Source organism: Sphingobacterium gobiense, from assembly GCF_002980575.1.
GTDB classification, from domain to species: Bacteria; Bacteroidota; Bacteroidia; order Sphingobacteriales; family Sphingobacteriaceae; genus Sphingobacterium; species Sphingobacterium gobiense.
This window is the reverse complement of record NZ_PVBS01000003.1, coordinates 200,946-214,728: the sequence shown is the minus strand read 5'-3', so window position 1 is coordinate 214,728 and position 13,783 is coordinate 200,946. Positions and strand designations below refer to the sequence as shown.

Annotated in this window: 7 protein-coding genes; 6 read left to right on the top strand and 1 reads right to left on the bottom strand. The window is 42.6% G+C overall.

Going from position 1 to position 13,783, the window contains the following annotated elements; translation table 11 throughout:
• Window positions 1-16: 16 nt before the first annotated feature.
• Window positions 17-1,336: a TolC family protein gene (locus tag C5749_RS15960; RefSeq protein ID WP_105727227.1), complete on the bottom strand. Its 1,320-nt coding sequence runs from the start codon at window positions 1,334-1,336 to the stop codon at window positions 17-19.
• 856 nt (window positions 1,337-2,192) lie between these two features.
• On the opposite strand from C5749_RS15960, the gene C5749_RS15955 reads away from it, so the two are divergent.
• From C5749_RS15955 to C5749_RS15930, 6 genes are read left to right on the top strand one after another with little or no spacing between them, the layout of a single operon-like run.
• On the top strand, window positions 2,193-3,449 hold the full coding sequence (locus C5749_RS15955) for an efflux RND transporter periplasmic adaptor subunit (protein WP_105727226.1): 1,257 nt from the start codon (window positions 2,193-2,195) through the stop codon (window positions 3,447-3,449).
• A 12-nt stretch (window positions 3,450-3,461) separates the two neighbouring features.
• Window positions 3,462-4,139, top strand: a complete 678-nt coding sequence (locus tag C5749_RS15950; protein WP_105727225.1) for an ABC transporter ATP-binding protein — start codon at window positions 3,462-3,464, stop codon at window positions 4,137-4,139.
• A 35-nt stretch (window positions 4,140-4,174) separates the two neighbouring features.
• Window positions 4,175-6,547, top strand: a complete 2,373-nt coding sequence (locus tag C5749_RS15945) for an ABC transporter permease (protein ID WP_105727224.1) — start codon at window positions 4,175-4,177, stop codon at window positions 6,545-6,547.
• A gap of 21 nt (window positions 6,548-6,568) precedes the next feature.
• A complete protein-coding gene (locus C5749_RS15940; RefSeq protein WP_105727223.1) occupies window positions 6,569-8,950 on the top strand; it encodes an FtsX-like permease family protein in 2,382 nt (793 codons plus the stop codon).
• A 28-nt stretch (window positions 8,951-8,978) separates the two neighbouring features.
• Window positions 8,979-11,378, top strand: a complete 2,400-nt coding sequence (locus tag C5749_RS15935) for an ABC transporter permease (RefSeq protein WP_105727222.1) — start codon at window positions 8,979-8,981, stop codon at window positions 11,376-11,378.
• Window positions 11,379-11,389: 11 nt separating this feature from the next.
• Window positions 11,390-13,774, top strand: a complete 2,385-nt coding sequence (locus C5749_RS15930) for an ABC transporter permease (RefSeq protein ID WP_105727221.1) — start codon at window positions 11,390-11,392, stop codon at window positions 13,772-13,774.
• The last annotated feature ends 9 nt before the right edge of the window (window positions 13,775-13,783 follow it).

The following is a 13,783-nucleotide window of genomic DNA, read 5'->3' as shown; positions in this document are numbered from 1 at the left end:
GTAATCTTTTTCTAAGTTACAAACTTAATGTTCCTGCGTAATAATCATTGATATATTTTTGCATTATCCACTCGTACTGCTTAATCACCAATGCATTTCGGGTGTTGTCCAATTTGTTTTTCGCTGTCAAAAAAATCACAGAGTTACTATTTCCGGCATCAAAATGTACTTGCGCAATGCGGAAAGCTTCTTGATAACTTTGCTCTTGTTCACGCAGGTTATTTACATTCTCCCGAAGTGTTTTCATGCTAAACACCGCTTTGGCAGTTTCTTCCCGTAATGCGTTTTCTTGAATTTCTTGTTCCCATTTCACCTCATCCAAGTCTAATTTCGCCAGTTTTACTTGTGTCCTTATCCGCATCTTACTAAAAATCGGAATGCGTAAATTCAGCGAAACGCCTTTTGCAGGATAGTTTCTGAATTGTTGCCCATAATTAAACCCCGATTCATCAATACTGGAAAAACGAGACTGGATAGAAGCAGCTAGCGATAATGATGGGTAATAATCGGATTTTGCCACTTTGATTTGTTGTTGGGCTTCCTTGATGCGCCAATTCAAGGCCTTAAATTGTGGTAAGACGTCCATCGCGGTATGATACAGCTCGAGGCCGGAATAACGTTTTTGATCGATAGCGAATGGTAATGGTTCGAGTTCTGGCAATTCATCAATAGTCCTATTCAATAAACCGGCTAAACGCAGTCGCCGATCGTACAACACCTGCTTGTTTGTTTCCAACATATTCTGATCAGTACGCAATTGTCCCTTTAAGTCGTAGAAATCTCCCGGATCAGCGGCTCCCTCCCGTTGCATAATTTCCATCCGGTCTACATTTTCTCGTGTTACGGCCAATTGCCCCTCTGCCTGCAGCAACATATCCTGCGCCGTTAACACCAACACATAGGCTTCTATAACATCCAGCTTCAATTCATTCACGGCACCTTCAAATTCAAACTTTCCCGCTTCCCTAGCACTAGCCCTGCGCCGGATGTCATGCAAAATTTGAAATCCGTTAAATATCGGCGCACTGAGATAAAGTGACTGTCCTCCGGAGAAGAAACTCGTGTTCACAAACTGATTGGTCGTGGCGTTCACACTTCGTCCTTCATTATATCCATGTTCTATATTTCCTTCTAAAGATGGTAATCGATTATAGCGCGCTTGCTTATAATTTACCTCATTCCGATATAGGTTCAATTCAGTTTGCTTCAAGGTTGGATTATGCTCCACCGCCAACCGCACACATTCGCCAAGAGACAAACGGGCCGGAGTTTGTCCCACCGCAATAGTACTATAGCTGATTGTAAAAATGACAATAAGGATAACAAAATTCTTCATTCACCATGTATTTTACTATTCTTTCCATAGCACGTGCCAAAAACATAAAAGCCTATAATATAACACAATAGAATACATAAAAGAGATCACGTGTCCGCTATCGAACAGTTGTTGTTCGTCAACGAACATCCTTGTCTTTCTTTTCCCTTGATGGAAAAGAAATAAAAGATCAAGACTGAATATAGTTCTGCTATTTTCTTCGTCTATTCCTAAACAAAATAAACTCGCTCCGCTCAGACAGTATTTTGTTCTCTACGGAATAGCCTTCAGAAAAATGGTCGCAGAACAATATAAGGTCATTTTAATCCGCGGCATCGGTATCAATTATTGAAGGCGTTCATTTACGCATTTGCACTATCCTTACCTTAACCCCACATGTCGCATCAAACCTTTGGCGAATGTAGAAACACTAATTTTGCACTATTCCCAATGCCAAAGGTTTTCAGCGACGATTTTTTTGATTACTTTTTTGAGGTAAAAAAAGTAATACCCCTCATTATTTCCAATTCTTAAACAACAATTTCCTTATGCGTCATATTTTGTTTGGATTGCTTCTAAATAACAAGCATCTTTACATCAGTTTAAAATGATTCTAAATAATCATAACAAAATACACTTTTCTATTTCTCTCTCTATTTCTACTGGCTTCCGTGCTCCGCTCAACTAGCATGGGAGCCGTAGAAATTTTCTCTTTGCTCACGCGTTTGTTCCCTTGTTCACCACCGAACAGCTAACTGTCCGTATACGGACACCTTTTGTGAAACAAGCAAATTAAAATACTATGAATAAGCCGATTACAATATTGGCACAGCGTTGTATAGTAAAAAGTGGACAAACATAAATCTCTAATTTTTTAATGGACAGACCAATACAGCAGAAGAAATGGAACAGTAAGCGGATTTTAACGCTCGTCGGTATTGTTGGAGTTATCTCCTTAATTGGAGCAAGTTATTATTTCACCAGCGGAAACAGCCGTTTGAATGTTGATGCCGACCGCATCAGTATCGCCGAGGTAAAAGAAGGTACTTTTCAAGAATTTATTCCAATTAATGGAACAGTGCTTCCCATTAGCAGCATCTATTTAGATGCTTCGGTTGGCGGTCGTGTAGAAGAAAAATACGTGGAAGATGGTGCGATCTTAAAAAAGGGTGATCCGATTATGCGACTGGCAAATACAGATCAGGAACTGAGTCTCGTTCAGCAAGAAACCCAAGTGCTCAATCTCTTGACACAGGCGCAGATTGCACGCACCAATGCGGAGCAAATGACCATCAACAACCGCAATCAAATGGCGGATGTGCAGCAGGCGTTCCGAGAAGCGGAGCGCGTGTATAATTTAAACCAAAAATTATATAAGGAAAAAGCTATCGGTTCGCAGGAATACGAAAAATCGGCTAACGAATACAACTATCAAAAGCAACGTGTGACATTGACCCAGCAAATCCTTCGCCAAGATTCCATTTCCAATAATCAAAAAGCGCTACAAGATCAAAAAACGTATGAGCGTACACAAAGTGCATTGGAGCTTATGCGGAAGAAAGTAGATGATCTTATCGTCCGGGCACCGGTCGACGGGCAGCTCACTTCTTTTGATGCTGAAATCGGTCAAAATAAAAACGCCGGCGAACGGCTTGGACAAATCGATGTTTTGACCGGTTTTAAAGTACGTGCTGACATTGATGAACATTACATCAATCGTATCTTTACGGAACAGATTGGCGAATTCACCTTGAGTGGGAAAGTTTATAAGCTGAAAATCAAAAAAGTGTATACACAAGTAACCAATGGACGTTTTCAAGTCGACATGGAATTTGATGGAGAAACACCTTCCAGTGTACGTCGCGGACAGACTTTGCAGATCCGCTTGGCATTGAGCGATGAGACAAAAGCATTGCTATTGGCAAAAGGCGGTTTCTATCAACAAACGGGGGGAAATTGGATTTTCAAATTGGATAAGAACGGAAGCACCGCCTATCGGGCGGATATACAGCTCGGGCGCCAGAATCCAGAATATTACGAAGTAATTGGAGGTTTACAACCTGGCGATAGAGTTATCGTGTCGAGTTATGAAACGTATGATAAGATACAGGAATTGAATGTTAGATCGAACTAGTTATTATAAAGCATGATAAAAATAACCAACCTACAGAAATATTACCGCACCGAAGAGGTGGAAACAGTCGCATTGAACAATGTGAGCATCCACGTAAAAGAAGGCGAATTTGTGGCGGTCATGGGGCCTTCCGGCTGTGGCAAGTCAACCCTGTTAAATATCGTCGGATTATTAGATGATTTGGACGAAGGGAGTTATCTATTCAACGGCACGGAAGTGGCTAAATTCAAGGAAAGCAATCGTTCCAATCTGCGCAAACATAATATAGGCTTTGTATTTCAAAGTTTCAATCTGATTGATGAACTGACTGTATTTGAAAATGTGGAACTTCCATTGGTGTACACAAAAGTACCTGCCGCAGAACGCAAACGCCGTGTAGAAGAAGTATTAGAAAAAGTGCAGATCATGCATCGGCGCAATCACTTCCCACAGCAGCTATCGGGTGGTCAACAGCAACGTGTCGCCGTCGCCCGCGCAGTTGTCAACAATCCGAAGCTCATTTTAGCCGATGAGCCGACTGGAAATCTTGACTCAAATAATGGTAACGAGGTCATGCAACTGTTGACCGAATTAAACGAGGCTGGTACGACCATCGTGATGGTAACACATAGTGAACACGATGCTAAATTCGCCGACCGTGTGATCCGTATGTTGGATGGGCAGGTCATTATGGAGACAGTAGGCTCTTAAAAGGATATCGATTATACTATTAAACGGTTAAACACATGCTAAGGAACCTAAAAACAATCTTTCGAGGCTTGAAGAAAAAGAAATTCTACACCATTATCAATATATTGGGGTTATCGATCAGTCTCGCCGCGTCCATATTGATCCTAATATGGGTGCAGGATGAGCGGAGCTTTGATAAATTCCATCCGGATTATGAACGCGTATATAAAGTCAATTCTCATTTAGACCCTGAACATAATGGTTCTATATGGGGGAGTTCCCCCGGTCCTATCGCTAACTACGCCCGGAATATTCCAGAGGTGGAACATGCAACCCGCGTATCTCAAGATTGGAATGTAACATTGGTCAATGATGAGCAGAAGCGCCCTATAACGGGTATGACGATCTGTTATGTTGACAGCAATTTCTTCAGCATGTTTAATTTTCCATTGTTAGAAGGCTCACTCAGCGGCTTTCAGGCAAATTATACCCATGCGTTCATCACGGAGTCAACCGCGGAAAAACTATTCAGTACGCAACAGGTTATTGGTAAAACTTTCCGTTATAACGAAGACCTGTTTTCTGTTGCGGGTGTTTTAAAAGATGTACCACAGAATTCTTCAATAGAATTCGATGTTGTCATCCCATTAGCGTATCATGCACAACGTTTTACGCAATGGGGTGGCAACGGTAAATGGAAAACTATCGATGAGGATTTAGGAAATTATAGCTTCTCGACCTATATCAAAGTGAAGCACGATGCCGTTCCCAGTTCGATCGGCGAATTGATAACGGACTCCTACACGAAGGCACGCGACGGTGAAAACTCAACTGTATTCGTATTAACCCCACTGGAAACGATACATTTAATTGCGCCAGACGGAAATAAATCGGGGCTCCGGATGGTACAGATTTTCAGCATTATCGCCATCCTACTGTTGGTCATAGGGGCTGTAAACTATGTGAATCTCAGCACCGCTAGAGCACTAGATCGGGCCAAAGAGGTTGGTATACGAAAGGTCGTCGGTGCCAGCCGAAGGCGCTTATTCTTACAATTTGTCACCGAAACAGTTGTTGTCGTCTTTTTCGCTTTGCTGATTGCATTTTTCCTTATCTTTTTGCTGCGCTCGGGGTATAATCAAATCGCTCAAAAGTCCATGAGCTATTCCTTCCATAACGGATTGATATGGTTATACATCGGATTGGCGATTTTTGGCACACTATGCCTATCGAGTATCTATCCCGCCGTGCAACTGTCTTCATTCAGCCCTATAACGTCCCTGAAAGGAAAATCATTAACACGGTTTTCCTCGAATACCATGCGAAAAATATTGGTCGTTTTCCAATTCACTATATCCGTCACGCTTATCGTATGCACATTGGTCATCAAAAACCAGCTGGCTTTTATCCGACAGATTAATCTCGGATATGACAAAGACCATGTATTGACTCTCGGTCTTCCCAATGAGGCATATAAACATATCGATGCTATCCGCGATGAGCTCAACGGCAACAGTGCTATCCAGGGGATCTCTCTCACCGGTATATGGAATCTTACAGATTATGGTCATTCCACCGGTGATATTGACTGGCCGGGCAAATCCAAAGACAACAAATTAATTGTATCACAGGCAACCATCGACGACAATTTCATTCCGCTGATGGACATCGAATTGCTTGAAGGGAAAAACTTTACTGGGCTACCTGCGGATTCGTCGAGCTATATCATCAACGAAACATTGGCCAAACAAATGGGATTAACACCGCCTTATGTGGGCGCAAGTATGAGCTTCCATGATTTTCCCGGTCAGATTATCGGCGTGGTGAAAGATTTTCATTTCAAATCCGTTAAAGAGAAAATAGGTCCGATGGTATTCTGGACACGTTGGGGGGCAGGTACCTTATACGTTAAAACAACCACCTCACAAGTACAACAAGCCATCAACGCTCTGGAAACCATATACAATCGTTATCCTTCGGATTCGCCTTTTAGTTACACATTCGTTGATGAACAATTTGACAGCGTATATAAATCCGAACAGCAGACAGGTGTATTATTCAATATTTTTTCCGGTATTGCGATCTTCATATCCGCACTTGGCCTGTTTGCCTTAGCAACCCACGAGGCACAAACGCGGGTAAAGGAAATAGGCATCCGGAAGGTATTAGGCGCAAGTGTATTCGGTGTTGTCCGGTTATTAGGAAAAAACTTCGTTATGCTTATTTGTATCGCAATTCTGATAGCCTGTCCTATTGCACTTTATCTGATGAATGAATGGCTTGGAAACTTCGCCTATAAAACAGATTTAAATGCGTGGACATTTGTTGTTGGTGGTGTATTAGCTATGATCATAGCCGTGATTACTATAAGTTATCAAGCTATACGTGCAGCCAGAGCAAACCCGGTGGATAGTTTAAGGGATGAGTAATTACGATTTAAAATATAAATCATGATAAAAAACCATTTCAAAATAGCTTGGAGAAACCTTTTGAAAAACAGAGGGAATTCCACTATCAATATTCTTGGTTTAGCGCTGGGTATGAGCATATCGCTCATCATCGGGTTATGGATAAACGCTGAAGTACAATACGATCGCTTTTACTCCAAAACCGACCGTCTGTCGCAAGTGTATACGCTCGATACATTTGAGGGTAAATCCCACACATGGGGTGCGACGCCCGCAATACTTGGTCCGATCCTAAAACAGGAGCATCCAGATCTAGAAGAAGTCGTTAGAACCGCTACCGTCAATCACCTTCTCCATGACGACGAAAAGCGTTTTAAAGCTTCCGGTACGGTAAGCGATTCTGGATTTTTCAAATTATTTGATTTTCCGTTTTTAGCAGGGAATCCAGAGACCTCCCTTACAAGGCCCGATGCTATTGTACTGACGGAATCCTTAGCAAAAAAAATGTTTGGGCATACGCAAGTGATAGGAGAAACAGTACAAATAGATACATTAGCTTCCCTGACTGTGCAAGGCGTTATCCAAGATATCCCACGCAATTCTACATTTCATGGAAACGACTTCTTCTGCTCGTGGGATTTTCTAACCACCGTCGGTTGGACATTCAATGATTCCTGGACAAGCTACAATCACCAAACATATGTCTTGTTAAAAGAGGGTGTTTCCCTGTCATCTACCAATCAAAATATCGCCAATCTTGTGAGGAATCACACCAACAATCAGGTAAAAGCGAGCATTTATCTCTATCCAGCAGACCGTTGGCACCTGTATAATAAATCGGAGAATGGAAAGATGGTAGCTGGTCATATTGTCAACTTACGTATGTTTGCTTTAATCGGATTATTCATTCTGCTCATCGCCTGTATTAACTTCGTAAACCTCAGCACCGCGGGGGCGGAAAGAAGAGCTAAAGAAGTTGGTGTCCGCAAAGTCGTCGGCGCCCCAAAGAAGACACTTATTCAACAGTTTTTATTGGAGTCGTTTATGATAACACTCCTGGCAGGCATCATAGCCTTGTTACTCACCGCCGTAGGGCTCCCTTTCTTCAACAGCCTTATCAACAGCGACATCAGCATAGACGACCAGCCTATCGTATTTTGGGTGCTTTTTGCGACTGTGATTGGTGCTGCCACGCTTGGTGCCGGTATATACCCCGCTTTCGTATTGTCTGCTTTTGAGCCAATCAGGACCCTGAAAGGTAATCACGTTACGGCCAAGGGAAATTTCAAACCTCGTAAGGTATTAGTAACACTACAGTTTACCATCTCCATCTGTCTAGGCATTTGCACTATTATTATCAGCCAGCAGATACGCTACGGGCAAGATCGTGACAGTGGTTATGACCGAAACAATTTGGTTTACATCGCTTTGGACGGCGATTTAAGAAAGAACTATGAAGTCGTACGCCATGAACTGATGCAGCAGGGAATAGCCAGTAGCGTTGTTAAATCGGCCGGACGTATCACATCTTACAACAGCAATAGCTGGGGTTATTCTTGGCCCAATGCACAACCGGAAGACTTTGACGTAACCTTTAACACCATGAGTACAGATGCCAGTTTCACGCAAACGATGGGTATAAAATTGCTAGCTGGACGAGATATTGACATTTACACACACACCTCCGACTCCAATGCCGTATTATTAAATGAAACTGCTGTTAAGCGTATGCGGCTCACAAATCCGCTAGGCACACCTATTATAGAGGGCAAAGGAACGATATACGAGAAAACGTGGAACGTAGTCGGTATCATAGCGGATTTCATATTGGAATCACCGTATCGGGAAATCGAGCCGATGATGGTGAAAGGCCCCGCCAGCTATTTTAGCTATATACATATCCGGTTGAATACCGCGAACAGCCTGCTCTCCAACATGGATCGACTCCAAACGATACTAAAAAAATACAATCCAGATTATCCGATAGACATTCACTTTGCAGATGGAGCCTATGCGCTAAAATTTGTTCAACAAAAGCGTACCGCAACATTAACGGCCTTATTTTCCGGATTAGCTATTTTCATCGCTTGTTTGGGTCTCTTCGGGCTAGTTGCCTTTGCTACGATACAACGGCAAAAAGAAATTGGTATTCGAAAAGTATTAGGCGCGTCGGTCGCCACCATCGCCACCATGCTTTCCAAAGATTTTTTAAAATTGGTCATCTTGGCCATTGTTGTCGCCTCTCCTATTGCCTGGTGGATTATGCATCAATGGCTACAGGATTTTGTCTATCGGATAGACATACCATGGTGGACATTTTTCTTCGCTGGCATCCTAGCTATTTTAATTGCTTTGTTTACAGTCAGTACATTAGCCATTAAGGCAGCGCGGGCGAACCCGGTGGATAGTTTAAGGGATGAGTAAGTAAGAAGGATGATCTAAAGTATAAACCATGCTAAAGAATTACATAAAATTCACTTTTCGTACGCTCTGGAAAAACAAGGGTTACGCCGCCATTAATATCTTAGGACTATCAATAGGGTTAACCAGCTTTTTAGTGATTCTACTTTATCTTAATTATGAGCTAAGTTATGACCGTTGGGATCCGGAACTTGAAAAAGTCTTTAAGGTTTCCATTCGTGATGCCGACGACGATATTTCCCCGAATACACAGGCACCTTTAGCAGCTTTATTACGAGATAACGCTTCCCAGATCGAGAGCGCTACAAAAATTTCTACTGATGTAACATTTGAAATACCTTTATCTGTGGAAGATAAAGTAATATCGCAAAGTGGGACGATATCTGCCGACTCGTTATTTTTTCAAGTGTTCCCCTATAAAATCATCGATGGTGATCCGCTTACCCCGCTGCACAAACCGAATGCCATGGTCATCAGTGCAGCTATCGCAACGAAACTGTTTGGACAGGAAAATCCTATCGGAAAAACGATTAAAGTATTCAACTCTTTCGAACGCGAGGTAACCGCTGTCATGGAACCTCCCCAAGGACCTACACATCTGAATATTCAGATGGTATATCGTTCGCCATATGAAACCGACAATTACCACTGGGGAAACTGGTCCTATTACACGTATGTCAAAACCAAAAGTCTTATATCGGGCGAGGAGGTGGAATCTGCAATCGATCGGATTTACTATACCGATAGACTAATGAAAGACAAAAATATGACCTATGAAGCGTTCCATAAATCGGGAGGTCAGGAGGGTCTGTTTGTCGACGCCGTACATGATATCCACAATTTTCCAAAATATGGAAACAGCAATATCGCTCATATTTCCATTTTGCTGGTATTGGCAATATTGCTCCTATTTGCAGGAGCCGTTAATTTCAGTAATCTGTCCATTGCTTCTTCCTTAAAACGGGCTAAAGAGGTGGGTGTGAAGAAGGTATTGGGTTCTAGCCAAGCAAGATTATTCTGGCAGTTCATGGGCGAAATCGCTATTCAGTGTCTTATTTCATTAGGAATTGCTATCCTGCTTTTACATATCGCCTTACCCTATTTCAACCGGGAATTCCAGATATCCTTACGTCTTTTCGATGCGCAATTTTCATGGGATATCGTTACACAGGTTATATTATGCTTGATTGTCGTCACTTTACTTTCTGGTTTATATCCCGCCGTCTTCCTTTCTCGTTACAATACGACCAAAGTGCTGAAAGGAGATTATTCTAGTGGAAAGAAGGGGGGTACCCTCCGCAACGGATTGATTGTAATACAATTTGCCGTCGCTGCTTTTTTTATCATCGGGATTGTTATAGTCGATCGTCAACTACATTACATGCAGCGATTTGACAAGGGGTTTTCCGGCGAACAGGTATTGCGCATACAGGCGCTAATGATGAAGACGAGAGAAGATAATTTCGAGCAAGTCAAGAACAGCCTTCTAAGTATACCTGGTGTACAAACCGTAGCAAAGACTACCAAGGTTCCCGGCGACCAATTCTCCGACACATCAACGATGAATTTTAAATATAGGGGCGAGTTACACCGTCTTGGATCAGTCAAAGTAAGTAAAGATTATTTTGAGACATTGGACATCAAGCTTATCGACGGCAGACTGTTCACGGATAGCTACAACGATCAACATACGCGCTCGGCCATTATCAACGAAACGGCAGCGATGAAGCTCGGACTTCAACACGCCGGTGGCACCTATATTACTTATCCCAATTGTGACAGCATTCCGATGGAAGTTGTAGGCATCGTGAAAGATTTTAACGTACTTGGGCTGGAACAGCAGATACAACCAGCCGTTTTTACGATCGGAAATGACGCTTGTATTTTTCAGTCGGGCGGAGCGATACTAGTCAAATTGGAGGGCGGTGATATCGGAAAACAGGTGACAGCAATAGAGCAGCTCTGGAAAAGTGTCGAGCCGGGATTCGGTATCCGGTTTTCCTTTTTAGATGAAAATTTCCAGCAACTCTTTAGCAGCCATATTCGTTTGCAGCGTATCGTCGCTTTTTTCGGGTTTACGGCGATTGCTATCGCTGTTATGGGGTTATTTGCCCTTACTGCGTTTTTGATTGGACGACGTACGAAAGAAATCAGCATCCGAAAAATACTAGGTGCTAATGCAGCCGATCTCGGTCTTTTGCTAGGGAAAGATTTTATGCGGCTCATTACCGTTGCTGTCGTGGTAACTATTCCATTGGGCTGGTGGGCCGCTGATGTGTGGTTACAGAGCTTTGCCTACCGTATCTCACTCAGCGGATGGCTGTTTGCCGTAGCAGCGGGCAGTGTCCTTATCGTCGCCGCGTGTACGATATGCATCAACATCCTAAGAGTATCCCGGACAAATATTGCTGAAAATTTAAGGGCTGAGTAAAAATCAAAATCATGATCAAGAACTATATAAAAATCGCTTGGCGGAATATAATACGACACAGATCTTTTGCTTTTTTGAACATTGCGGGTCTTGCGGTCGGTCTCGCTGCCAGCATACTGATATTGTCATGGGCACAGCACGAACGCAGCTATGACAGTTTCCACGCTGATATCGATCAACTCTACCGTGTAACATCAACACTAGACCAGGAAAATTTTAGAGCTGCTGTTTCGCCCTCTCCTTTAGCTCCTGAACTCAAAGAAAGAATGTCTGAGGTAGCGGACTTCGTACGTATAACTTTACCACGAACCCATTATTTCGAATATAACGATGGTCGGTATGAAGAAAAAGCCGTTATCTACGCTGACACCAATTTTTTAGATGTGTTCACTTTCCCGCTTGTTGCCGGCAATAAAGCCTCTGCCCTGCAACGTCCCGACGGCATTGTGATTACAGCCCGTATGGCTAGGAAATATTTCAACGACGAGAACCCCATTGGCAAGGTCTTAAAGATTGACCATACACAGCAGGTCACGGTAACAGGTGTGCTGAAAGATATCCCCAACAATTCGCATCTGCAATTTGATTATGTTCTTCCGCTAACTTTTCTAAACAAAGACCATTTCCTCTATCCTCATGACGATTGGGGACACTTTATCTATTACAGTTATCTGCGGCTCCAACCCCTTCATTCCACCATGAATACCGAACTTAATACTTTGGAACAGCATATCAACGAAATCTATCGCGAGCATGTAGAAGGTACTTTGCTTAAAACAACCTATCAATTACAGCCCTTAAAAGATATCCATCTTCATTCCCAAAACTTGCAGGTGGAATTAGCTGGACGGGGCAATTATCAATATGTTAACACGCTGTTCTTTGTCGCTATTTTCATACTTGTCGTAGCTTGTATTAATTTCATGAATTTAGCAACTGCTCGTTCTACACGACGCGCCAAAGAAGTCGGCTTACGTAAAGTCATCGGGGCGAACCGTCTGCAACTCATTTTTCAGTTCTTGGGCGAAGCGTTAATGATTGCCTATTTTTCCTTTGCCTTGGCTATCGGCATGGTATGGATTTCGCTCCCCCTATTTAACAACCTAGCGAATACCACCTTTGGCGCTGCTTTTTTCAATCTTACGTTTTTCCTTTCCGCGCTAGGCATTGCGACATTTATGGGATTTGTAGCCGGTATCTATCCGGCAATATATTTGTCAAGTTTTATACCTATAAAAGTCCTTAAGGGTATATTCGCTGGTTCGGGAACTGGAAATTTAGTATTCCGCAATACACTTGTTGTTATACAGTTTGTTGTTTCCATCATGCTATTAGTAGGCACCCTATTAGCTTATCAGCAGCTGAATTACCTTAAAAACAGAAATCTCGGTTTTGATAAATCGGGACTGGTGTACGTACCGATGGTGGGCGATATCTGGGGACAGCAACAAGCCTATAGGAACGCACTACGTGATAATCCGCTAACAGCTAACTTCTCCGTGACGGACGATGTGCCTACCAATCTGCGTAGTGGCACTATAGATTATTATTTTGACGGAAAAGACCCTAACTCGTCCCTTATCCTACCAACCATGGATGTCGATGAACATTTTCTAGATGTTTTTGACATGCAATTGATAGCCGGTCGCAGCTTCTCTCCTCAATTTGGTAACGATTCAAGCAATTATATAGTTAACAAAACCTTGGTAAGCCATATGGGCTTATCACCTCAACAAGCCATCGGTAAACCCTTTACGCTTTGGGATAAAAAAGGAATGATTATCGGGGTAGTGAAAGATTTCAATTTTAAACCCGCTAGTCAGATTATTGAGCCCATTGTCCTAAAATACAATGATTGGGGAGGGATGGTTGTTATCAAAGCGCCAACAAACCAATTGGAAGCTACACTTAAAGCGCTGAGGAAAATTAACACACAGTTAAATCCGAATTTCCCGTTCTCTTATGGCTTTGTAGATCGGGATCTGGAGGAGCTCTATCTTGGGGAACAACGCTTAAGCAACTTGTTTAATTTTTTTGCTTTACTGGCTATTTTTGTTTCCTGCCTCGGCTTATATGGCCTATCATCATATGTTGCCGAACGACGTGCCAAAGAAATCGGTATCCGAAAAATATTAGGCTCTTCCTCGTTTAGCATTTTCTATCTATTATCTAAAAATTTCTTAGTCTTGGTGGCGATCGCCATGTCTATTGCCCTGCCTTTTTCATGGTATGCCGGAAAAACTTGGCTGGCATCCTTTGCTTACAGAATAGACATCCATTGGAATATCTTGATATTAGCTGCTGGAATAGCTACGTTAACCGCAATGTTAACGACAAGCTACCAAGCATGGAAAGCAGCCCGCACTAATCCAGTTGATAGTTTACGTGATGAGTAAAAATTAAGA